Source organism: Mycobacterium sp. GA-1285 (assembly GCF_001499905.1).
GTDB lineage: Bacteria > Actinomycetota > Actinomycetes > Mycobacteriales > Mycobacteriaceae > Mycobacterium.
Window position 1 is genome coordinate 45,545 of record NZ_LQIS01000005.1, and the last position, 22,770, is coordinate 68,314.

The following is a 22,770-nucleotide window of genomic DNA, read 5'->3' on the forward strand; positions in this document are numbered from 1 at the left end:
TGATCCCGGAGTCACGAGTCAACCGCTACCACCTGACCACCTTGCGCGGCTCCGTCGCGAAGCTGAGCAGAAGCCGGTCGAGAATCCGTGCCGCACGACCGCGTGCTCGGCCGGGACTTTTGGCGTGTGCCACCAGAAGCGCGCCCTCCTCGAGCGATGCGACGAGCATGTGCGTGAGCTCGGCGACCGGCAGGTCGTCGATGCTGCCTTCGGCGATGGCGTTGCGCACCATCTCGTTGATCAACGCGATGCTGTTGTCTTCCTGAATCGCGCGCAGCGTCCGCCAGCCCAAGACGACGGGTCCGTCGACCAACATGATGCGCTGCACCTCGGGTTCGAGTGCCGACTCGAGGAAACCGTGAAGACCGGCGCAGAGGCGCTCCCAGGAGTCCGCGCCGCGCGGCGGGGAGGACAGCGACCGCAACGTGAGATCCCGCTCGACCTCCACGAACACCGCGCGGAAGAGCTCGGCCTTGTCCTTGAAGTGGTGATAGAAGGCGCCGCGGGTACCGACGCCCGACGTCGTGACCAAGTCGCCGATGCTGGTGTTGAAGTAGCCCTTCTCCACGAACAGGATGCGCCCTGCATCGATGAGTTGACGACGGGTTTGATCTCCGCGAGCACGTCGTTCGGAATCGGTGCCACCACGCTTGGCCATGGTGAGCATGGTAGCAACCTGCATGTTGTATGTTGCTGGATATGGCAGACGAAGGTGTTCGCGCGTACGGTTCGGTCGCCCCGCTGAAAGTCGGCCTGCTCAACGACTATCCGACCAGGTCCAGCACCGAGGACGACACGCTGGACACGCTGCGGTTGGTGTTCGACGAAGCGGTCGCGGACGGGCTCGTCGACCGGCCGATCGAGGTGGTGCAGCGCGACGTCATCGGCCTGCCCAACGGCACGTACCACGCCGTCGAACACGGTTATGACGAGCTGATCGCCGAGGGCTGCCTGGCGATCTTCGGCCCCTACGTCTCCGACAATGCGGTGCCGTTGACCGCGCACGCCAACCGGGTGGCCAAGGTCCCGAACATCATCCTGTCGGGGTCCGAGGGTGCGCTGGGCGAGTGGACGTTCGCGCTCAACAACGGGTCGATGCCCGAGGAGCCGGTGATGCTGGCCGCGGTGATGCTCGGCGACGGAAGGTCGCGGATCGCCATCGCCTATGAGGCGTCGCTCATTGGCAAGGAATACCTTGCATTCGCCGAAAAGGCCTACTCCGCCGCGGGTTTGAAGGTCGTCGCCGCGGTCGCCATTCCTCAGGTCGAAGCGGACAAGGCGGCGGCGGTAGCCGAACTACGCGCCGCCGACCCCGACGCACTTGTCCACGTCGGGTTCGGTCACGGGTTGTGGGGTTTTTCGGACGCACTGGAGAACGCCGGCTGGGATCCACCGCGGTACACCACCACCGCGTTCGAGATGGCGCACATCAACGCCGAGTGGATGCGTCAGCTGCGGGGCTGGATCGGTCTGGACAGCTACGACGAGCGCAACCGTGTCGGTCAGGCGTTCCTCGACCGGTTCGAGGCGCGCTACGGGCGTCGACCGGAGCACTCGATGCCGGGCCTGTGCCACGACGTCGCGACGGTGATCGCTCGGGGGCTGGCGGCGGCGCGGCCGCTGACCGGCGAGGGCGTCAAGGACGGTATCGAGCAGGTGAAGCTCGTGCCGTCGGCGAGCGGGGCGCCGGGAACGTTTCTCCGGTTCGGTCGCTACATCAGACAGGGTTGGCTGGGCTCCGATTACCTGATCGCGCGACGAGTAATACCCGACGGAACCCGGCACGTATTCCACGCCGCGCCGAGCGACAACATCGCACGCGCGGTGAGTTCCTGCCGAAACTGAACTTCTGCACGAAATACGCGTGAATCGACGTGCAGAACTTCAGTTTCGGCGCCGGCTCCCCAGCTGAATAGCCCCGAACACCGGCGCCGTGACGATCCCCGGTGGCTGGGCCCTCACGTACGGGATCGCCCGGACGGCGCCCATCGCGATCATCAGATGTCCCGGTTGCGCATGCTGTCCGCTGGGAACCTGCCCGTCCCAGCCGACGTCGAGTGCGAGCTCGAAACTCGGCTCGCCCTTGATGGCGGCGCGGATCAACGGCGCCTTCTCTCCGGCGGCCAGCGGCTTGAGCCCCCACTGGGGCAGGTCGCGTGTGAGGACCCATTCCTCGTGGATCGCCAGCAGCGGGCGACCTGACCAGTGTCCGACCCATGAGAACCGTTGGCCGACCACCGTTCCCGCCTCGATGGTGCCGGCCAGAACCTCGATGTCGTGCGGAAGTGTGGTGGCATCGACCGCGACCTCGACGTGCGACAGCGTCACGCCGAGGACATCGGCGGTGGCGTTGAGCGCCTGGCGGTACGCCATGTCGAGCTTCTTGATGATCGGCGAGTCGACGCTGACGTCCTCGGGCGGTCGGCCCATGCCCATGAGATCGACGAGCATGGGTCGGCTGTCGATCGCCGAAACGTCGGTGGCTTCGTAGAGGTCGATTCGGTCGATCGTCTTGCTCAGCCCCGTCACGGTCGCCACCAGCCGCTCGAACATGAAACCCGGATTCTCACCCGCGGCGTGGAAGCGGGACCGTCCCGCGCGACATGCTTTGACGAACGCCGTTTCGGTCTCGGCGCCGTAGGTGGGCAGGTGGTTGTAGGACGTCGTCGTGATGACGTCGGTACCCGCGGCGAGCAGCCGGCAGATGTCGTCGGCGTTGGTGTCGACGGCATGGGCCTTGCTGGCGGCGTGGATGACGACGTCGGCACCGAGGCCGAGGATCTCGCCCTTGTCGGTGGTGGCGAGGACGCCCGTCGTCGGCGGGAGGCCGCACAGTGCGCCGGCGTCCAGCCCCTCTTTGGCCGGGTCGTACACGAGGACGCCGACCAGCTGAAAATCGGGATTTTCGATCAGTTCGGCCAGCGCAGCGCGACCGACAGCGCCCGTGGCCCATTGGACGACTCGAGTTACCAATCGAATGCTCCCGGTGTGCTTTTCACGGTGGCTGTCCGGCCAAGGTACATGATGGAGGTCAGCAACCACCAGGGTGTATGTTGATAGCGGCCGATCCGCAGTGAGGAGTCGTCGCATGTTCGAGCCGGCGAGCGTCGAGGATCTCGAGCAGAGCATTCGGGACGCCCAGGACAGATTCAACGAGGGCATGGGCGCCGACGGCGATGCCACGCCGTACCCGTTGCTCAAGGAATTGCGCGCACAGGCGCCGGTGCATGCAGGGTGGCCCGAGATGGGCATGATCGGCAATTCGGGAGACGGCCCGCCGACCTTCACGGCGTACACGTTCGACACCGTCAAGGCGATCTTCACCGACAACATCACCTTCAGCACGCGCTGCTACGAAGACGTCGTTCGGCCACTGCAGGGCCCGACCATCCTCGAGATGCAGGACCCCGAGCACGCGATCTACCGCAAGCTGCACGAGTTCGCGTTCGCCCGCTCATCGATGAAGCGTTGGGACGCTGAACTTGTCGGTCCGCTGGTGGATCGGACCATCGCGAGCATCAAGGATGCGAAGCGGGCCGATCTCGTCGATGCGGTGTTCATGCCCATTCCGGTACGCGTGATCGCCGCTTTACTGGGCCTTCCGGATTCCGATGTCCTGCATTTCCACCGGCTCGCGATCGATCTACTGGGCTTCCGCGGCGACATGGACTGCGCTATGCGGGCATCGGCGAAGATGAAGGAGTATTTCGTCGGGATCCTCGCCGACCGGCGCAAGGAGCCCAAGGACGACATGGTGTCCATCCTCGCGGCCGCAGAAGTCAACGGGGTGAAGATGTCCGATGAGCAGATCTACGGTTTCATGCGCAACCTTTTACCGGCAGGTGCGGAGACGACGTCACGGTCGACCGCCAGCCTGGCCTACGCGTTGCTCACCCATCCCGATCAGCTCGACGCGGTTCGCGCCGATCGCAGCCTGCTGCCACAGGCCATCGAGGAAGGCATCCGCTGGGAAACCCCGCTGCTGAACTTCATGCGCGAGGTCACCCGCGACACCGAGATCGGCGGAGTGCAGGTCCCTCGGGGGGCGACGATGATGCTGAGCCTCGGCAGCGCGAATCACGACGAATCGCGGTGGGACGAACCGGAGAAGTTCGATATCTTCCGGGAACGCAAGCCGCACATCGGATTCGCGCACGGGGCCCACGTCTGCCTGGGCATGCATCTGGCTCGGCTCGAGACCACGAAGATCTTCAACGCCTTGTTCGACGAATTGCCCGGACTTCGGCTGGACCCCGACGCGCCGGCGCCTTACATCACCGGAACCATGTTCCGGTCGCCCCCTCGCCTCGACGTCGTCTGGGATTGAGGTAGCACCCCTATGACGAGAGTGATTCAGTGGGCGACCGGAGTCACCGGAATGATGGCGCTTCGCCACATCCTCAGCCGGCCGGAACTCACGGTCGTAGGCGTCCGTGTCTACGACGCGGCGAAAGCCGGTGTCGACGCAGGCACGTTGTGCGGTACGGGTGAGGCCGGGGTGTCGACCACCGACGACCGCGACGCCATCATCGACACCGACGCCGACGTGGTGCTCTACATGGGGAAGGTCGAGACCGACACGCCGGGCTGCTTCACCGACGTCTGTGACCTGCTCGCGTCGGGTAAGAATGTTGTCGCCACGGGCAGCAGGTTCATTCATCCGCGCTCACTGCACGAATCGCTGGCCGACGATATCGAAACCGCTTGTGACGCAGGCCGATCGTCTTTCCTCGGGGTTGGGCTGTACCCGGGTTTCTTCGGCGAGTCGGTTGCGCCCCTTCTGTCCCGGCTCACACAGCAGACGAGCCGAATCAACGTCCGCGAAGTGCTCAACTACTCCACCTACGCCAGTCACGACCTGGTCTTCAATGCCATGGGTTTCGGGCACGCACCCGACGACAGCACCCCACTGCTCGCCAACGCCGAGTACGCGGCGAGCGCATGGATCGGCAGCGCGACGGTGCTTGCGCAGGCGCTCGGACTGCGAATTCGTGCGGTCGAAGGCTTCCGCGAGGTCGTGACGACGCCGCGCGCCTTAGCCGTCGCCGCAGGCGAGATTCCCTCGGGCACCGTCGGTGCCATGCGGTTCGGCGTGGTCGTCGAGTGCGGCGAGACCACGATATCGGTCGAGCACCTCACCCGCATGGCTGACGATTTGGCCCCGCACTGGCCGGGCGAGATCGGATACGACCTCGTCTTCGAAGGTGAGCCGAACATGCGCATACACCTCGAAATCGGTTCTCCCGGTGAGGATCACGCCGAACAGGGGTGCTTGGCCACCGCGATGCATGCGATCAACGCCATACCGACCGTCGTCGCCGCCGAACCCGGACTCTACGACCTGTCCACCATTGCGCCGTTCGTCGCGCACTGGACGAATCGCACCTTCACCTGACGTTTCCGAAGCCCGTATAACTGCGAATGAGGGGCAGATCCGCCATCGTCGCGAACCCTGCAGGCGCCGCGCAGACCGCCGGGATGGCGTTGACTACCTGCATCGCCACCGTGATGAGGCCGGCCCGAACATGTTCTTCGATCGAGGCCTCACGCGAGAAGCTCGCGAGCGGAAAGAAGTGTGTTCGCATGGACGGATCGCCTTCGATGGTCAACGTCCAACCGTCCAACGGCTTGGGCCAGTGGCCGGGATATTCACCGCCGACGGTCCAGAGCATCTCGAACTCGATCAGCGGTTCGCCGTCGCGATGGCCGACGAAGTTCCAGCGCTGTCCCGCTGTCGTGCCCTGCCTCACCACGTGATCGAAGATCTGGAGATCCTTGCTCGCCGGCACGGTTTCCAGTGTCACCGACACGTCGTCGATCTCCGCGTTCAAGGTATCGGAGAGGAACCAGGTCTGCTCGACGAACAGCTTCGTCAGGAACGCCAGATAGGTGTTGGCGGTGGGCGTCACCGCGTCGACCGGCCGACCGAACCACATCCCGTCGAAGGTGATTCCGGTGCTCTCCCACAGCGTCCAGTCGGCCCTCTCCTGCAGGGTCAGCCGCTCGATCGTGCGGCTCATCCCCGACAGCGCCAGCGGCAGCACGCCGGAGAGATTGCCGGGGTTGAGCCCGCTGCCGTGGATGGTGCTATTGCCCTTCTTGCACGCCGCCAGCACCTTTTTCCGGTCGGCGTCAGGAATGCGGCGTGGATGAAACAAGAACGACGGCGTCGCGACGTTCTTTCCGCTCTCGAGCAGCGCGCAGACATCGTCGAGGTCGGTGAACGAGGGCGCATACAGCACCAGATCGGCGTCGAGCGCGAGGATCGCGTCGACGTCGGTGGTGGCGGTGACCCCGATCGGTGCCCTGTTGGCGAGCGTCCCGATGTCGACGCCATCCTTGGCGTCGGAATATACGCGCGCGCCGACCAGCTGGAGGTCGGGGCGGTGATCGAGGATGGCGGTGATCATCTCGGTGCCAACGCCGCCGGTGGCCCACTGGATGATCCGCAGTGGACGGGCGCCTGCGGTCACGCGACCGGCTTCCGGGCGATCACGATGTGACGATAGCACCGGTGATAACGTGTGTTCTCATATTCGATAAAAGAAGTTCTCGACAGGAGTGGATCATGGACGATGTGCTGAGGTATCGAGGCAAGTCGGTTGTCGTGACCGGTGCGGCGTCGGGCATGGGGCAGGCGACCGCCCGAATTCTCGTCGATCTCGGCGCGACGGTCACCGCCCTTGACATCAAACCCACGACCGTTCCCGTCGCCCGTGCGTTACAGATCGATCTACGCGACCGCGCCAGCATCGACGAGGTCGCCGCATACATCGATGGTCCCGTCGACGGGCTCTTCAGCTGTGCGGGGCTACCCGGTCCGCCGTTCAGCGAATGGGACACGATTCTGGTCAACTTCGTCGGCGCGCGCCATCTGGCCGAGCAGCTCGTGCCGAAAATGCCGGAAGGCTCGGCCATCAGCGTGATTTCGTCATCGGCCGCGATCGGCTGGCAGGACCACATCAAAGTCATCACCGGACTGCTCGAGACCAAGGGTTTCGAGGGAGCCGTCGAATGGCTGACCGCCAACGAGAAGTTGTGGTCGTGGAGCGGCTACGCCTATTCGAAGTACATCATCGACGCGTGGGTCGGATGGTGGTATCCCGAACTCGGCCGCCGCGGCATCCGCATCAACTGCATCAACCCCGGGCCGACCGAGACGGCGATGATGCCCGCCTTCCAGGAACTGATGGGCAAGGACACCGTCGATCAGGCGGTCGGACCGATCGGGCGATATTCGACTCCCGAGGAACAGGCCTGGCCGCTGGTCTGTCTCGGCAGCCCGCGGTTCAGTTATGTCGGCGGTGAGGTGCTGTGGACCGACGGCGGCTGGAACGGCGCCATGACGATGGGCCGGCACCAGGCGCAGTGGGCCGACACGGCCGCCGCCGAGATGTCGAAGAACAGCTGAGCGACCCCAAGTACGCTCGCACTCAGATGAAGTCCGAGCCGCCGTCGACATTGAGCGTGGCACCGGTGACGTAGCCGTTACGGCGTGACGCCAGATACGCCGTCGCCGAGGCGATTTCCTCCGGCAGCCCGGCCCGGCCGAGGTCACACGGGTGACCATAGGTCCGTTCTACCCACGTCATCACATCGTGCGGATTCGCGGAGTTCAGTCCGTCGGCGGCCAGCACATCCTTGAGAATTTCGGTGAAGCTCGCGGTCACGATGGTTCCCGGACACACGCAGTTGACGAGTATGCCCTCGGGGCCAAGGCTTTTCGAGAGATTCTTCGTGAAACTCGACAACGCGGCCTTCGTTGCGGTGTAGGCGACGAGTCGCGGACTCTGGCGTTGGATGGAGTGCGCGGACAGGGTCACGATGCGGGCCCATTCGGCCGCGCGCAGCATCGGGAGCGCTGCACGCACGGACCGGACGCATGACATCGTGCCCAGGTCGAAGGCGGCACGCCAGTCATCGTCATCGAGCTCCTTCGGCGCCCAGTGTTTCGGCGATCGCCAGTCCCATCCCCTTACTGCCGCCCGTGACGACTGCGGTCGCGCCTTCGAAGCCCAAATCCATTGACTGGCCCCTTCTATCGACCGGTGCTCATTCGGGGTGCCAGATGGACTATGTCGCTCACGACTGTGGGGTTCGCGCGAGACATGGCGATAAGCGACAGCATGGCGTTCGCCACGTCATCGACGGCGGACATCTTCGCCGGAATCTGACCCTCCTGCGCCCATGCCCGGTACAGGTCGGCGAGGAGATCGCGGTCCGCGCCGCGAAGAATCTCGGTGCCCTCCGTGGGGCCGACGCTGACGCGGATGACAGCCAGCTCCGGATGCTCGGCCCGCCACGATCGCAGGATTTCATCCAGGGCGGCCTTGCTGGCGTGGTACGCCGCGACTCCCGCGCGTGGCCTGCCGACATCGTGGCTCGACGCGACGAGCACGACCGCGTCGTCGGCGAGGTGGGGGAGCGCGGCACGCAGCACATGCGAGGCACCGACCGCGTTGACGGCGTACGCGTGCAACCACGTCGTGACGTCGGTTTCCTCGATCAGCGCGAACGGCACCACGGCGCTGGTGAAAACCACCGCGTCGAGCTGGCCGAACGTCGCAGCCACCTCGTCGATGACCCCCTCGATCGCGCGCGGATCGGACACGTCGAGCTCATGGGCGGAACCATCGAGCTGTTCGGCCAGTTCGGACAGGAGATCAACCCGTCGGGCCGCGAGTGCGACGCGGACGCCCCTGGCGTGAGCCGCCCGCGCGAGAGCGTGACCGATGCCCGAGGACGCGCCGATCACGAGCATCCGTGCGCCCTCGATGTTGGAGTATCGATCGCTCATACCTTGCTTCTCCTACCTGATTCCGTTGTCGCTGCCGCAGACTTGATGATCGAGTGGATCGTGCGCCGACACCTGCCGCAGTCCGATCCGGCACCGCACGCCTCGGACACCTGCCGCGAAGTCCTGGCACCGTCGGCGACGGCATCGGAGACCGCCTCGATCGTGACGCCGAGACACAGGCAGACATACATCAGTGCAGATCCGTCCCGGCCGTTTCGGCCAATCGCATCGCATGGACGAACCGCCCGACGAAGACGGGCGGATAGGCGCCGACACCGGCGGATGTCAGCCATTCCGAGGCGATGTCGGAGTGCGAGACCCACTGCAACGCGGTGCGTGCCGTCGCCAGCTGATGAAAAAAGAGCACTTCGCGCCGGGTGTCGAAGGCGCGGTATACGAGTGTGCGTCGGATTCCCGCGCGGGCGAAATCGCCCAGTGATTCGCGTACGCGCGACATGAAGACCTCGACATCCCCGACCCGGGTGACGGCGGCGACCACCACCTCGGTACCGGGTGTGGGCGGATCGCCGAGGTCGAAACGCTCGACGACCTCACCGGCGAAGACGGCCGGAAGGTCTTCGACGCCGACCGCGTCGAACCACTCGAAGAAGTACGGCGAGCGCAGAAGGTCCAGCAGCGGCTGCGCGGTTCGAATGCCGATGACGACCAGAACCTTCCCGGCGTCGACCACCGACTCGTACACGAACGCATACCGGGCGCCGAGATCGCGAAGACTTTCCTCGTGATGCGCGAGTACAGGTCCCACGCGCTGGGATTCGGCGATGCGGAACTCGACGGCGAAGATGAAGCTGCGAACGTCGGCTGGGGCCATTCCCGCCTCCTTCGATCCCGTTCTTCGCAGGTGCGCCCGACCTTCGCGCGACGGGAGAATTCATATTCTCATACGGCAGAGCGAGGCGATAGATGACCGTGTCAAGGGTGCTCGGGGGCGTGTAATCGGTGGCCGAGCCGCGAGAAACCCGCCATAACGGAGCTCGGGAAAGCCTATTCTCACGGTGTGACCTACAGGGTGAAGGTTGGGCCGTACTACGACCCGTTCGACTTCGACATCGACGACGATCCCTACCCCGTATGGAATCGCCTGCGCGACGAAGCACCGCTTTACCACAACGACAAGTACGGCTTCTATGCGTTGAGCAGGTACTCAGACGTCGCCCGTGAGCTAGCCAACTGGCAGGATTACCGCTCGGGCAAGGGCACCACCATCGACATCATCCTCAGTGGGGTCGAGGTACCGCCGGGCATCATCCTGTTCGAGGACCCCCCGGTCCATGACTTTCACCGTCGGCTGTTGTCCGGTGTGTTCACGCCACGGCGCATGGCTGCCATCGAACCGCTGGCGCGGGAGTTCTGTCAGCGCGCATTGGAGCGCCTCGAGAGCGCTGAGACATTCGACTTCATCGCCGACCTCGGAGCATGGATGCCGATGCGCACTATCGGATACCTGTTGGGCATACCGGAGGACAGGCAGATCGCCATTCGCCGGAACACCGACCGGCTTCTCGAACTCAAGAGCGGTGAACTCGTCGATGTGGCCGACGACATGCTCACGCGACAGGGCTCGATGCTTGAGGAGTTCATCGACTGGCGTTATGACCACCCGTCGGACGATCTGATGACGGAACTGGTGAACGCCGAGATCGAGGAACCTGACGGCGATCGCAGGCGATTGACTCGCGAAGAGGTGTTGACCTATACCGGCACTCTCGTGGGCGCTGGAAACGAAACGACGACGCGGCTGATCGGCTTTGCCGGACAACTGTTGTCGGACCATCCAGATCAACGCCGCGAACTCGCGGCGGATTTCGCCCTTATTCCCGCGGCGGTCGAGGAAGTGCTGCGCTATGAGGCCCCGTCCCCTGTACAGGCGCGCTATGTCGCTCGTGATGTTGAACTCTATGGCCAGCCGGTGGCCGAGGGCTCGGTGATGCTGCTGATCAACGGTTCGGCGAATCGCGACGAGCGACAGTACCCGGATGCTGACCGATTCGACATCCATCGGCAGGGCACCCACTTGTCATTCGGCCGCGGAATTCACTTCTGTCTAGGCGCCGCGCTCGCGCGGATGCAAGCGCGTGTGGCGCTCGAGGAGGTTCTGAGTCGTTGGCCGGACTGGGAAGTCGACTACGGGGCGGCAAAACGCGCTCACACCACCAGCGTCAGAGGGTGGGCCACGCTTCCGGTGCTGGTATGACATGACCAATACCGTTGACAGCACGGCGAACTCCGTTCCTGGGGGACGGATCGATCCACGGTTCTCGCCGTGGCCTGCCAGGATCGGGTGGTCGCTGTTCTTTCTGACCTACCTGGTCTTCGCCGTCGTGACGATCGCGAACATTCAGACAGGTCTGCACGGGGACCCGAAAAGGGCTAACCCGAATCCCGGTCCTGATCCGTATCCGCCGTTTCTCGGGTTCGACAGCTGGCCGCTGGCCGTCTCCATCAGCTCGATCCCGTTGGCGATCGGTCTGATCGCCGCCTTGGTGTGGTTGTCGTGGCGGCAACGAAAGCTGCACTGGGCGGTCATCATCGCGTTCGCAGGCCTGATCACCGGGGCGCTGGATCCGTTGGCGAACTGGGCGACGTTCGCGATATTCGATCCGCGCATGTTGCACTTCCCCCTGTTCTGGCCGTACGTGAACATCTCACCGAATCTTGAACCGGCGCTGGCATTCCTGGGTGGCTATGCCGCTTATTACCTGCTCAACGGTCTGGGCTTTCTGAAGCTGCACGACGGGCTCCTGGATCCGTTGCTGCGTCGCACCGGCTGGCTGGCGCCGCGCAGGCTGCTGCGGGTGTTCATCGGTGCGACGGTCATCGCCGTCCCGATCAACGGGCTCATCCAGTTCACCTGGATGAGAGCCGGAATCTTCTATTACACAGAGGCAGTCGGGCCGGTGCTGCACATCGGCCACATCCATTTCCCGCTGATCATGGCGGTGTACGACTCATTGATCTTCGGCATGGTGGCCGTGATGTGCGTCCGGGACGAGAGTGGCGAACTGGTGTTGATCAACCGGCTCGCGCGGTGGCTGCCCGCGAGGCGGGGTCGCCCGAAGGTGACGTTGACTCGGCAGTTGTTGGTATCCGTCAGCGTGGGCCTGGTGTCGTTCGCTGTGCCGTTGGCCGTGCTGTCGGGACTACGGGAGGCCGGTCTGTCGCGGCCCTCCTTCGACCAAAACCCCTATCCAGATGTGAACCTGTACGACCCATATGGTCATCTCGAGGAAGCCGGCAAGCCGGGGCCGTTCTACCAGTGAGGAGGATCGGTCCCACAGTGACGAGAACAGTTGCCCCGCAGGGGTAAGAAGGGTGACAGCACAGTGATCGACATTTCCGATCGTCGCTACCGGGTTGTCCACGTCGGCACCGGGCTGACCGGCAGGGAGGCGTTGCGCGCGGTCATCGAGGACCCGTCGCTCGATCTCGTCGGGGTGAAGGTGTCGACACCGGAGAAGGCCGGGATGGACGCGGGAGAACTATGCGGTGCACCAGCTGTCGGAGTTGGTGCGACCGATGATCTCTCAGCTGTTCTCGCGCTGAAACCCGACTGCGTGACGTATTGCGCGACCGCCGTCCGACGCGAAGAAGAGGCGATCGCGGACATCGCCACGTACCTCAGAGCCGGGGTCAATGTGGTGACGTTCTCGCTGATTCCGATGATCTATCCCCCGGCCGCACCCGCGCCATGGAGAGAAGACCTCGAAAGGGCGGCAGCTGAGGGTAATTCAACGTTCTATGCCACCGGTAGCGAGCCGGGGTTCATCAGCCTGAACATCCCCACGGCTCTGCTGGCAGGAGCGGGCCGAGTCGACTCGTACCGGATGGACGAATACGCGGTCGACCTCGACAAGGCATACCCGATATGGGACGTCCTCCATGAGTCGATGGGATTCGGTAAGCCCGACGGCCATGTGCCGGTTCGAATCGCGTCGGGGAAGGTCGACAAGGACTGGAGCACGGTGGTGACCTACATCGCCGACATCCTCGGGTTCGAACTCGATGGGATAGAGCTGGATTGGGAGACGCTGCTCGCACCGACCGACCTTGCGACCGCGCTCGGTGTCATCCCGGAGGGGACGATCTGTGCGCACCGATGGCAGCTCGCGGGGATCGTCAGAGGCCGCCCTGCCGTCGCGGTTCAATACTTCGCGACGGTCAGCAGTACGCCGTGGCCCGATCGTTGGCCCAAGCCGGCGCGGGAAGGCCGGGGCGGAATGGTTTTCCGCGTCACCGGAAATCCCAACATGAATCTCGAACTGCACCTCGAGCAATCGGACACCGACCGGGTGAATCCCGGTGTCGCGGCCACGGCGCTGGCGGCGGTGAACGCCATCCCGAGCGTGGTCGAAGCCCGGCCCGGCGTGATCGCCAGCCCCCTCTCCGGGCCGTCCGTCGTCACCCGGCAGTCCCGCGCTTAGCTGCCCGTCACGCCGACGTCCACCGGAATGGCGGCAGCCGTGACAAATCTCGCCTCGTCAGACGCCAACCACGCGACCGCACTGGCGATGTCCTCGGCCGTGGTGATCGCGTCAGGCAGAAGTTGCTTCGTGAAGCCGGGCCGCAGCGCCGGATTCGATTTCGCCGCCTCGGCCATTGCCTCGATCATCCGACCGCTTCCCATCGGCGTCGCCACCGAGCCGGGGTGCAAGCTGTTGACTCGGATGTGGTACTTGCCGAGTTCGGCGGCGAACGACCGGGCTAGCGCCGTGACAGCGTGCTTACTGGCCGTGTAGGCGATCATGAAGGGCTCGACCGTGAGGCCGGCAGCCGAGCTGACGAGGATGATGGAGCCACCCCGCCCGCCGGCGACGATGTGCTTGGCCCCCGCCATCACCGTGTTCCAGGTACCGACGATGTTGATGTCGATGGTGTCCTGGAAGTCACGTGGCGATACCTGATCCCACGCGGCCGGCACACAGATTCCCGCGTTGGCGACGATGACATCGAGTCGCCCGAGCTCAGCGACCGCGTCGTCGACAGCGGTGCAGAGGCCGTCGTGGTCTCGGGTGTCGACGATCGACGTCACCGCCCGCCGGCCATTGGTTGCTACCGTCTCCGCCGTTTCGGCCAGATCCTCAGGCGTGGCGGAATCGTAGGGGACACTCGGTGGTAGCGGGCCGGCGATGTCAACGAGAATGACGTCGGCACCATCGGCGCTGAGTCTTTCGGCATGAGCGCGTCCTTGTCCGCGGGCCGCCCCGGTGATGAGCGCGACCTTGTCGGTCATGTCTGGCACACGCGCACGCTACCGCACCTGAGAATTCGGATTGACGCTTTTGGAGAGCGGCCGTTGCGTAAGTGATAGCTTCACCAATCATGGGTGTGCTCGACGGTCAGACGGCGTTCGTTCTCGGTGCATCGGCGGGGATCGCCCAGGCTTCAGCCAGACTGCTGGCGATAGACGGTGCGACGTTGTACCTGCTCGGGCGATCCATGAAGCGGCTGGAGGCGACGCGCGATCGGATCCATGAGGCCGCACCGGACGCGGAGATTGTGCTGCAGAAGGGTGACCCCGAAGACGAAGACACCGTGCGAGCGGCGGCACAGTCGGCCCACGGTGTACACGACCGGTTGAATATCGTCATCGGCACGGTGGCCAGCGGCGGCACCGGTCCGCTCGTCGAACAGGACCTCGAAACGTTCACGAATTTCGTGATGGGCAACCTGCGCTCGAACTTTCTGGCGCTCCGCTATTCGGCGCCGCTGATGACGGGCGGCGGTTCGATCGTGTTCATCTCGTCAACGTCGCCAAGATTCCGATGGAGGGGCTGGGGCACTATTCGGCGGGCAAGGCCGCGCTCGAGATGTTCATCCGCGTCGCCGCTTCAGAACTGGGCTCGCGCGGCATCCGAGTCAACGCGGTACGTCCGGGCCTGACAGAAGCCGCCACGACCCAGGGCTACATTCACCTCGAAGAGCTGACGAGCAGTTTCCTGGAACGGGTGCCGCTGGGCCGGCTCGGTGTGTCAGAAGACATCGCTCCCGGCGTGCGCTACCTGGCTGGACCCGAATCCGGCTGGATGACAGGGCAGAGCTTTGCGATCGACGGAGGAAACGAGGTCCGCGGTGCGCCACGCGGACCGATGTTCACGGTCTAACCGAAGTCAAGTGCGTTGCGGGGTGCCGTGATCGGCAGATCCAGCGACGTGGCGATTCCCGGCGCCGATTCGACGACGTAGGGGATGGCGTTGACGACCCGCATGGCCGTCGCCTCCATCGCGTTGGCGTTGGCCGACTCTGGCGTGTCCTCGGTGCCGAGGTTCAGGTCGCACCGTATATGGGGCTGCCCGTCGATGATGAGCCGGTAGGTGCCGTTGGGCGCCGAGGCCCACTCCGGTGCCAAGTCAGGCGCCATCCGATTGATGTGCTCGATCGTGATCACCGGGTGGCCGTCGACGACCCCGGTGGTCTCGGCACGCACCGCGCCGCAGGTTCCCGCGGGAATGGTTCCACACGCGACATGCAGATCTCGCGGGGTGAGCACCCGCTCGTAGGACTCGGTGACCTTCTCGAGCTCAACACCAAGAGCTTTGGCCACCAACCCGATCGGCGGTCCCCAGGCGAACTGTTGGGCACCGTCGAGTTCGAGGAGCGGCGTGAAGTCGAGCGGCTTGCCGAAGCCCATCGCGTCGATCATGAGGTCCCGGTTGGGGTATGCCGAGTAGTCGAAGATCTCCTGCGCCCGTATGGACCGGATGGTGTTCGACAGCGTGCTCAGCAGCACCGCGAGCTGGTCGCCGGCGAAACCGGGTTCGATACCCGACGTGTAGATCGTGGCTCCTCCGGACAACGCGGCGGCACGGACCTGATCGGCCAGCTGCGGGATCCATCTGTCGGGGAACATCATTCCCGGGGTGTTGGTGGTCACGACGTTGAGCCCGGCATTGAGCAGACGGACATAGTCGCGCACCGCGGCGGCGTCCATCTCGGCGCTCGCCGCACCGTAGACGACACAGTCGGGTTTCAGCGCGACGATGTCGTCGAGATCACCGGTGGTGATCACCCCGATCGGGCCCCACCCGACGATCTCGCCGGCGTCGCGTCCGACCTTCTCGGTGCTGTGTACCCACACCCCCACCAGCTCCAGGTGCGGCCGTCGGACGATCGCACGGATCGACAGGCTGCTGATCCAACCGGTGGATATGACGGCGACCCGTAATGGTTTGTCAGTCACGGATTGAGCTCCTTGTCGGTTACAGGTCGGGGATCGGCAGTTCCGAATTCGGCCCTTGGAGACCACCATCGACGATGAACGTCGAATTGGTGGCGTAGCAGTCACGGGTGCACAGGTAGACGGTCAGTCGTCCGAGGTCGGCCACGTCGCCGATGCGATGCAACGGCGTCCGCTCCTTGAGGGTCTCCTCCGAGCCGGGCATCAGATCAAAGCTCGACTGCAACCCAGCGGTCAAGAATGCGCCGAGCGCGATGGCGTTCACCCGGATCTTCGGTGCGAGTTCCTGCGCCATGGCCCGGGTCAACGCCTCCAACCCGCCCTTGGCCACCGAGTACGGCAACAGGCCGCGAATGCCGAACCGCCCTGCGCCCGAGGAGATGTTGACGATCGAGCCCCGGCCGACCGCCAGCATGTGTGGTACTGCGAGTTGGCTCATGTCGAACGCCGTGGTGACGCAGTAGTCGAACGTGTCGCGCAGGTTGTCTGAAGTGAGGCTGAGGAACGGGCCATAGGTTGCGAAGCCCACGTTGTTCACCAGAATGTCGATGCGGCCGAATTCGTCGATCGCGGTTTGCACCACCCGCTCACTGTCGTCGCGGTTGAGCGCATCGGCCGTCAACGCGAGGCCGTTGCCACCCGCCGCTTGGATGTCCGCGATCGTCGACTCGATCTCGGATGACGTACGCGCGGTTCCGACCACCGTGGCACCCGCTTCGGCGAGCACCTTTGCGATCCCCTCGCCTACACCTCGCCCCGCGCCGGTAACGATCGCGACCTGCCCGTCCAGCTGGAACTGTTCAAGCGCCACATCGCGAATGTACCGCAGCGAGAATAAGACTTTCCGAAGTCCGGAAATCGGTTTTCACGGCGGCTTAAGGTACTGGAGTGACCGGACCACTACCCCTGCTGCACCACGTGGTGTTCGCGATCGCATGGGAACGCCTGGATCGCGCGGCTAACTATCTCACCGATCTTGGGTTTCAATTCCAGGCTTTTGAACACCTGGAATTAGGCCTTGCGATCAGGCTCGACTGGGACCGCGGTTTCGAACTCATCTCACCGCTGCCCGGTGCACCGACCGAGGCGGGAACCGCGGCAGACTTCCTCGCCCGCCGCGGCGACGGGTTGTTCTCTGTGGTCGTGCGGACCGCCGATTGTCAAGCGGGCGAGCACATAGCGATGGGTCACGGCGTCGAATCCGACTTTCGCCAGCATGTCGAGGGTGACGGATTCGAGGTCACCGAAGTGAAACTGGAGCCCTTGTTCGGGATCCCGCTGACGCTGCTGGAGACCAATCTGCCGTGACGTTCACTCGTCTGACAGGAGCCCGCTCAGCTGCTTGGCGAGGTCCGACTTCTTCACCTTGCCCGTGGCAGTGAACGGCAGCGCCTCTTTGTCTGTCACCCAAATGAACTTCGGGACTTTGTATGCCGACAGGCGGCTGCGCACATCTGCCCGCAGCGCCTCGGCATCCAGCTCCGCGTCACCGCGCGGCACCACCGCCGCCGCAACGACCGTTCCGTTCCGGCTGTCCTCCGCGCCAACGACATACGCCTCGAGGACGCCATCACATGCCGACAGGGCCGACTCCACCTCGCCCGGTGTGACGTTGGTTCCGCCACTCGTCTTGATCAGGTCGCCCAACCGCCCGGTGAACGTGATCCAGCCGTCGTCGTGCTGAACTCCGCAGTCGCCCGTTCGGTAGTAGCCGTCCGGCGTGAACACGTCCTCGCGTTCGCGCTTGTACAACCGCTGCATCAGCGAGTAGCCACGCACCCAGATCTCACCGTCGCCGCCCGGGGGGACAGGGTCTCCCGTCGCTGGGTCGACCAGAACATGCGACAACCCCTCGATCGAGTATCCGCCGGTCACCGAGCGATCGGGCGGCTGTGGTGGATACGGGTCGACACCGATGTGGTTGCCGCACAGTTCGGTCATCCCCAGCGCATTTGGGCCTTGCGGCCGGCGTTCTGGGGGCACCATCGCGGGCATGCTCGTGCGCTGCACCGAGCTCAGGTCGCGCCACGCGAAGTCCGGGTGCTCGGCCAGCGACTTGCCTTGCTGTGGCCAACCCAGCGTGATGGTCGCGCGATGACGCTCGATCAACTCGAGCGCGTCGGCGGCGTCGAACGCCGGTTGGGTGATCAGTGTCGCGCCGTGGTGGATCACCGCATGGATGCCGGTGATCAGGCCGCCGACCCAGAAAAACGGCATCGCTGTGAACAACACGGTGGTGTTCGTGACGCCGTAGTCGAAGGTGAGGTTGTACGTGTGACGCACCAACGTCCCGTGGGTGTGCACAGGGCCTTTCGGGTCGCCGGTGCTTCCCGAGGTGTAGATGATCATCACGTCGTCGGCCGGCGTCACGCACGACTCGACCTCGGCCAGGAAGTCGGCGTCGTAGGTCCCGGCGGCGCTGACCCGTAGCGTTGTTGCCCACGGCCGGTCGCACTTCCCCCACACGGCGATCGTGCGCAGAAACGGTGCGCCGGACACGGCCAGCCTCCCGGGAGCCCTCTGGTCGGCCAGGCCCGGCAGCGCCTCCTCGAGGCGGTCGAGGAAACTGTGGCCACGGAAATCCGATAGCGCGAGGATTGCGCGCAGATCGGCGTGACGCGCGGTCCACGCCAGCTCAGACGCCTTGTAGAACGTGTTCAACGGGACGGCAACCGCACCGATGCGGGTGGTCGCGAACCAGGCGATAGCCCAGTCGATGCTGTTGGGCATCAGGATGCCGACGTGGTCGCCCTTTCCGAAGCCCTCGTCCAGCAGTGCCCCTGCCAACCGCGCCGACCGCTGGTCCAGGTCGGAATAGGTCAGCGTCTGACCATCCGCGACCAGAAACGGCTTGTCTCCGAACCGCGCTGCAGACCTGACGAGGGTGGGCACCGTTGGTGTGAGTATCGGGAAGGGCACGACGTGAAATCCTTCGCAATCCTGTGCTCGGAAGGGCTGGTTTCAACAGGATAGCCATCTTCACACAAACCGAGAATATCGGTTCTCGCGGAGTTACGCGGCCGATTAGACTCCAGCCATGTCGATGTCCGACCGGGTGGATCGACTCGAGTCCCACATCGCGATCGCCCAATTGCCCTGCCGCTACGCCATGGCGCTCGATGCGCGTGATCTCGATGCCCTGGTGGCATTGTTCGTCGACGATGTTGCCGCCGGGGCGGAGGGCAGTGGCAGGGCAGCACTCAAACGGTGGTATGACGAGGTGCTCCGCAGGTTCTATCGAAGCATCCACCTGATCTGCGGGCATACGGTCGATTTCGTCGACACCGACCACGCGACCGGGTCGACCTACTGCCGGGCCGAGCATGAGGACGGCGACGGCTGGTACGTCATCACGATGCGCTACGACGATGTTTACGAGCGTCGCGACGGTGACTGGTACTTCGTCAAGCGACGAGAGCATCCCTGGTACGCCGTCGACGTGACCGAGCGCCCCGGACCCGAATTCATCCGGTGGCCCACCGATGTGCCTCTTCGCGCGCAGATGCCGCATCGGATGCCGACCTGGCGAGCATTCTGGGACAGGGGCGATCCAACGGTTCCAGAACGGCTCTCCCGGCGGCCCTAGCGTGTTCACCGATCGCCCCGATAGTCTGATTCTCAAATACGTAAACGTTCGTTAACGCTTGTAGGAGGGCGACATTACCGTCGACAACGTACTCAACGGGGTTCGGGTTCTCGAGGTCGCTGCGTGGACCTTCGTGCCGTCGGCCGGTGCGGTGCTCGCCGAATGGGGTGCCGAGGTCATCAAGGTCGAGCCGCGCGACGGCGGCGATCCGCAGCGTGGCCTCGTTACGATGGGGATCGTCGACGAGGGTGGCGGTTCGGTCAACTACATGATCGAGATCCCGAATCGTGGCAAGAAGTCGATCGGCGTCGACCTCACCACACCGGGCGGTCAAGAGGTGATTCGCGCACTGGCGAAGACCTGCGATGTCTTCCTGACCAGCTATCTGCCGGAACGCCGCAGAAAGTTCGGCATCGATGTCGACGACATTCGCGAAGTGAATCCGGGCATCGTGTACGTCCGGGGATCTGGCCACGGTCCCAAGGGGCCGGACGCCGACAAGCCGGGTTATGACGGTGTCTCCTACTGGGCGCGCGGTGGCATCGCCACCGTTTTGACCGAAGACGCCGACGAGCTCGTCCGCTCGCGCCCGGCGTTCGGTGATCTCCTCGGCGGCATGACCATCGCCGGCGGTATCGCTGCGGCGCTGTACAAGAAAGCGACGACCGGTGAGGGATCGGTTGTGGACGTATCGCTGCTCGGGCTGGCGGCCTGGAACCTCAGCCCAGACGTAGCGGTGAGCCAAATTCACGGCGGGAGTGCGATTCCCAAGTTCGGGCATGCGGATGCCCCCAACCCGCTGGTGGGTACGTACCGCACGAAGGACGGCCGTTACGTCCAGCTGATGATGCTGCAACTCGACAAGTTCTACGCCGAGGCGATGCGGGTGATCGGCCTGCCCGATCTCGTCGACGATCCGCGGTTCGCTGACCCCGCGTCCCGATACGAGAATCGAGTCAGCCTGATCTCCCTGCTCGACGAGGCATTCGCCAAGCGCACACTTGCCGAGTGGCGCGCCACGCTGGCACCGCTGTCGGGCGCGTGGGGCATCGTGCAGACCCCGGGGGAACTGTGCGAGGATCCTGCCGTCACCGCGAACGGATATGTCGCCCGCACGGAAACCGTCAACGGCGTCCCGTTCTCATTACCCACGAATCCCGTTCAGTTCGACGAGCATCCGGTGATTCCCTCGGGCGCGCCCGAACATGGCCAACACACCGAGGAAGTGTTGATGGACGCCGGAATCGACTGGGACACCATCGAAGAGCTCAAGAACTCAGGAGCCATTCTGTGAACGCGACGTCGCCCGAGGTTGACGGCGGACCGGTCGAATTCGATCCGTTCTCCCAAGATTTCTTCGACGGCGCGTACGACACCTATCGGCGCCTGCGCGACGAGGCGCCGATCTATTACAACGAGAGGTGGGACTTCTGGGCGCTGACCAGGTATGACGATGTAACGCCCGCGACCAAGGATCACGAGACCTTCTCGTCGGCCAAAGGCGCCACGCTCGACATGGTCAAGGCGCACGACGACGCGATCCCCGTTCCCAAGGTGATCATCTCGATGGATCCGCCCGAGCATCAGAAGATGCGCCGACTGGTCAGCAACGTCTTCACCCCCCGCGCGATCGCCGCACTGGAAGACATGGTGCGCGAGAAGGTCTATGAACGCATCGAAGCGCTGAACCCGGACCAGTTCGACGTCGTCGCCGACTTCTCGGCCCTGTTTCCGAACGAGGTCATCACGACCATGCTCGGAGTTCCGAAGGAGGACCGCGACCAGATCCGCCGCTGGCTGGATCTCCTGCTCGAACGTCGTCCCGGCGAGATCGCCGTGCCCAGAGAAGGGTACGAGGCCTCGATGAACACCGGCCTCTACTACTACGACCTCGTACGGCAGCGTCGGGCGGCGCCCCAGGACGACATGATCAGCCGTCTCATCGAGACGGAGATCGAGCGAGACGGATTGGTGGAAAAGCTCACCGATGTCGACATCACGGGCTTCGCCACGATGCTCGGAGGCGCCGGCGCGGAGACGGTCACCAAACTGGTGGGCAATGCGATGGTCGCGTTCGCCGACTTCCCCGATCAGTGGCGGAAACTTCGGGCAGACCGCAACAGGATCCCCGCAGCGGTCGAGGAACTCCTGCGGTACGAAGCGCCGTCGCAGTATCAGATCCGGACCGCGACGCGCGATGTCACCTACCACGGCACCACGATTCCGAAGGACGCGGCCGTATTGCTCGTGACGGGGTCGGCACTGCGCGACGAGCGGATGTTCGACGACCCCGACCGGTTGGACATCGATCGGGAACGCAAGATGGGCTTCAACCTCGCCTTCGGTTACGGCGTGCACAGTTGTCTCGGAGCAGCGTTGGCTCGCATGGAAAGCCGCATCGCGCTCGACGCGCTGCTCGACCTCATTCCCGAGTATGAGGTCGACCGCGACGGCCTCCGGCGCGTGGCGATGTCCAATGTCTGCGGCTATTCCAACGTCCCGGTGCGCCGGACCTCTTGAGGCGGTCGTTCAGTCCGGAAGCGCGGGTTCGATTTCGATGAGACGGTGGAACCGACCGGTGAACACTTCCTTGGTGGACGAAGGTGCCTCCGTGTCGGCCGCTTTCAGCGCATAGTGCTTGAAGGCGCACGCGGCCGAGCTGAGGCGGTGTTCGAACTCGGACACGGACGCGGTTGCCGCAGGCCAGGTTCCGCCCCACACCGCCACATCGACGCCGTGTAGCCGCGTGGTATCGGCGATGAAGCGGCGCACTCCACGATGCCGCTGGTACATCGGCGCGGCGAACAGGACCGCGTCCGGCCGATGCGACTCGGTATCGAAGGTGGCCGGCAGCGCATGACCTGTGGCACCGAGGATTTCCAGCGCCCGCACATGGGTTTCGCTCTCGAGGTAGATCGCGACGCGCCACCCGGCGCGCAGCGCGTCGACGACGAGTCCGCCGGCCGCCGATACCGCCTCCGCCGCATCCGGCGCTAGGACGATCAGTTTGTAGGGTGTCGCGTGGTCCCGGTCCTGGGGTCGGTGCCCCGTCTGTCTCGGTGTGGGCGTTGCGGTCGCCACGGTGGGTTTCACCCGGGCCCTCCTCGAGCGCGCTGACGATAGTGAGAATATCCAATAATGAGAATGTAAATTTTCATCAGGCCATCCGAATTCTCCATGAGTGAAGACTCG

Annotated in this window: 22 protein-coding genes and 2 pseudogenes; 12 read left to right on the plus strand and 12 right to left on the minus strand. The window is 64.4% G+C overall.

The annotated features are described in order from the left end of the window. Positions 1 to 25: 25 nt before the first annotated feature. A complete protein-coding gene (locus AU193_RS04365) occupies positions 26 to 658 on the minus strand; it encodes a TetR/AcrR family transcriptional regulator (protein ID WP_064421226.1) in 633 nt (210 codons plus the stop codon). A 41-nt stretch (positions 659 to 699) separates the two neighbouring features. On the opposite strand from AU193_RS04365, the gene AU193_RS04370 reads away from it, so the two are divergent. Next, positions 700 to 1,845: an ABC transporter substrate-binding protein gene (locus AU193_RS04370; protein ID WP_064421135.1), complete on the plus strand. Its 1,146-nt coding sequence runs from the start codon at positions 700 to 702 to the stop codon at positions 1,843 to 1,845. A gap of 39 nt (positions 1,846 to 1,884) precedes the next feature. Here the strand turns inward: AU193_RS04370 and AU193_RS04375 are convergent, their stop codons facing one another. Further along, on the minus strand, positions 1,885 to 2,973 hold the full coding sequence (locus AU193_RS04375; RefSeq protein WP_064421136.1) for a dihydrodipicolinate synthase: 1,089 nt from the start codon (positions 2,971 to 2,973) through the stop codon (positions 1,885 to 1,887). Positions 2,974 to 3,088: 115 nt separating this feature from the next. Between AU193_RS04375 and AU193_RS04380 the strand changes: the two genes are divergently transcribed. Further along, entirely contained in the window at positions 3,089 to 4,327 is a 1,239-nt protein-coding gene (locus tag AU193_RS04380; protein WP_064421137.1) for a cytochrome P450, read from the plus strand. Positions 4,328 to 4,339: 12 nt separating this feature from the next. Continuing rightward, positions 4,340 to 5,395, plus strand: a complete 1,056-nt coding sequence (locus tag AU193_RS04385) for a hypothetical protein (RefSeq protein ID WP_064421138.1) — start codon at positions 4,340 to 4,342, stop codon at positions 5,393 to 5,395. Here the strand turns inward: AU193_RS04385 and AU193_RS04390 are convergent. Beyond that, complete coding sequence (locus AU193_RS04390) at positions 5,388 to 6,410, minus strand: hypothetical protein (protein ID WP_064421227.1); 1,023 nt, start codon at positions 6,408 to 6,410, stop codon at positions 5,388 to 5,390. The two genes, AU193_RS04385 and AU193_RS04390, sit on opposite strands and share 8 nt — an antisense overlap. A gap of 158 nt (positions 6,411 to 6,568) precedes the next feature. On the opposite strand from AU193_RS04390, the gene AU193_RS04395 reads away from it, so the two are divergent. Further along, a complete protein-coding gene (locus AU193_RS04395) occupies positions 6,569 to 7,411 on the plus strand; it encodes an SDR family oxidoreductase (RefSeq protein ID WP_064421139.1) in 843 nt (280 codons plus the stop codon). Between the two features lie 22 nt (positions 7,412 to 7,433). On the opposite strand, the pseudogene AU193_RS04400 reads toward AU193_RS04395, so the two are convergent. The 4 genes and pseudogenes from AU193_RS04400 to AU193_RS04410 all read right to left on the minus strand — a co-directional run bounded on the left by AU193_RS04400 (position 7,434) and on the right by AU193_RS04410 (position 9,629). Continuing rightward, positions 7,434 to 8,025, minus strand: a pseudogene (locus AU193_RS04400) (SDR family NAD(P)-dependent oxidoreductase). Between the two features lie 13 nt (positions 8,026 to 8,038). Then, entirely contained in the window at positions 8,039 to 8,797 is a 759-nt protein-coding gene (locus tag AU193_RS04405; RefSeq protein WP_064421140.1) for an SDR family oxidoreductase, read from the minus strand. Beyond that, a complete protein-coding gene (locus AU193_RS22720) occupies positions 8,794 to 8,988 on the minus strand; it encodes a bacterioferritin-associated ferredoxin (RefSeq protein WP_082682837.1) in 195 nt (64 codons plus the stop codon). The genes AU193_RS04405 and AU193_RS22720 overlap by 4 nt, the downstream gene beginning before the upstream one ends. Then, positions 8,988 to 9,629 (minus strand): hypothetical protein, encoded by a 642-nt coding sequence (locus tag AU193_RS04410; RefSeq protein WP_064421141.1) that lies wholly within the window; start codon positions 9,627 to 9,629, stop codon positions 8,988 to 8,990. The genes AU193_RS22720 and AU193_RS04410 overlap by 1 nt, the downstream gene beginning before the upstream one ends. 186 nt (positions 9,630 to 9,815) lie before the next feature. On the opposite strand from AU193_RS04410, the gene AU193_RS04415 reads away from it, so the two are divergent. The 3 genes from AU193_RS04415 to AU193_RS04425 all read left to right on the plus strand — a co-directional run bounded on the left by AU193_RS04415 (position 9,816) and on the right by AU193_RS04425 (position 13,239). Beyond that, the gene (locus AU193_RS04415) at positions 9,816 to 11,012 is read left to right on the plus strand and encodes a cytochrome P450 (RefSeq protein WP_156425118.1); all 1,197 of its coding nucleotides are present in this window, start codon (positions 9,816 to 9,818) and stop codon (positions 11,010 to 11,012) included. A gap of 1 nt (position 11,013) precedes the next feature. Continuing rightward, positions 11,014 to 12,078 (plus strand): spirocyclase AveC family protein, encoded by a 1,065-nt coding sequence (locus AU193_RS04420; protein ID WP_064421142.1) that lies wholly within the window; start codon positions 11,014 to 11,016, stop codon positions 12,076 to 12,078. 63 nt (positions 12,079 to 12,141) lie between these two features. Continuing rightward, positions 12,142 to 13,239, plus strand: a complete 1,098-nt coding sequence (locus AU193_RS04425; RefSeq protein WP_172798212.1) for a dihydrodipicolinate reductase — start codon at positions 12,142 to 12,144, stop codon at positions 13,237 to 13,239. Here AU193_RS04425 and AU193_RS04430 read toward each other — a convergent pair. Next, positions 13,236 to 14,048, minus strand: coding sequence for a mycofactocin-coupled SDR family oxidoreductase (locus AU193_RS04430; RefSeq protein WP_064421143.1), 813 nt, complete (start codon positions 14,046 to 14,048; stop codon positions 13,236 to 13,238). The two genes, AU193_RS04425 and AU193_RS04430, sit on opposite strands and share 4 nt — an antisense overlap. 89 nt (positions 14,049 to 14,137) lie before the next feature. Between AU193_RS04430 and AU193_RS04435 the strand changes: the two are divergent. After that, positions 14,138 to 14,919: pseudogene (locus AU193_RS04435) on the plus strand (SDR family NAD(P)-dependent oxidoreductase). On the opposite strand, the gene AU193_RS04440 reads toward AU193_RS04435, so the two are convergent. Both AU193_RS04440 and AU193_RS04445 read right to left on the minus strand, forming a co-directional pair. Further along, positions 14,916 to 15,995, minus strand: coding sequence for a dihydrodipicolinate reductase (locus tag AU193_RS04440; protein WP_371259141.1), 1,080 nt, complete (start codon positions 15,993 to 15,995; stop codon positions 14,916 to 14,918). The pseudogene AU193_RS04435 and the gene AU193_RS04440 sit on opposite strands and share 4 nt — an antisense overlap. A 19-nt stretch (positions 15,996 to 16,014) precedes the next feature. Continuing rightward, on the minus strand, positions 16,015 to 16,803 hold the full coding sequence (locus AU193_RS04445) for an SDR family NAD(P)-dependent oxidoreductase (protein WP_064421145.1): 789 nt from the start codon (positions 16,801 to 16,803) through the stop codon (positions 16,015 to 16,017). A gap of 107 nt (positions 16,804 to 16,910) precedes the next feature. On the opposite strand from AU193_RS04445, the gene AU193_RS04450 reads away from it, so the two are divergent. Next, on the plus strand, positions 16,911 to 17,300 hold the full coding sequence (locus AU193_RS04450) for a hypothetical protein (RefSeq protein ID WP_253867612.1): 390 nt from the start codon (positions 16,911 to 16,913) through the stop codon (positions 17,298 to 17,300). Positions 17,301 to 17,303: 3 nt separating this feature from the next. On the opposite strand, the gene AU193_RS04455 is transcribed toward AU193_RS04450, so the two are convergent. Next, entirely contained in the window at positions 17,304 to 18,911 is a 1,608-nt protein-coding gene (locus AU193_RS04455) for a class I adenylate-forming enzyme family protein (protein ID WP_064421147.1), read from the minus strand. Between the two features lie 136 nt (positions 18,912 to 19,047). Between AU193_RS04455 and AU193_RS04460 the strand changes: the two genes are divergently transcribed. From AU193_RS04460 to AU193_RS04470, 3 genes are all read left to right on the plus strand, one after another. After that, positions 19,048 to 19,578 (plus strand): nuclear transport factor 2 family protein, encoded by a 531-nt coding sequence (locus AU193_RS04460; RefSeq protein ID WP_064421231.1) that lies wholly within the window; start codon positions 19,048 to 19,050, stop codon positions 19,576 to 19,578. Positions 19,579 to 19,651: 73 nt separating this feature from the next. Continuing rightward, the gene (locus tag AU193_RS04465; protein WP_064421148.1) at positions 19,652 to 20,872 is read left to right on the plus strand and encodes a CaiB/BaiF CoA-transferase family protein; all 1,221 of its coding nucleotides are present in this window, start codon (positions 19,652 to 19,654) and stop codon (positions 20,870 to 20,872) included. After that, positions 20,869 to 22,098 carry a cytochrome P450 gene (locus AU193_RS04470; RefSeq protein ID WP_064421149.1) on the plus strand — a complete coding sequence of 410 codons (1,230 nt, stop codon included), beginning with the start codon at positions 20,869 to 20,871 and terminating at the stop codon, positions 22,096 to 22,098. Before AU193_RS04465 ends, AU193_RS04470 begins: the two co-directional genes overlap by 4 nt. 9 nt (positions 22,099 to 22,107) lie before the next feature. Here AU193_RS04470 and AU193_RS04475 read toward each other — a convergent pair whose 3' ends face one another. Next, positions 22,108 to 22,671 carry a hypothetical protein gene (locus AU193_RS04475; protein ID WP_064421150.1) on the minus strand — a complete coding sequence of 188 codons (564 nt, stop codon included), beginning with the start codon at positions 22,669 to 22,671 and terminating at the stop codon, positions 22,108 to 22,110. Positions 22,672 to 22,770 lie beyond the last annotated feature (99 nt).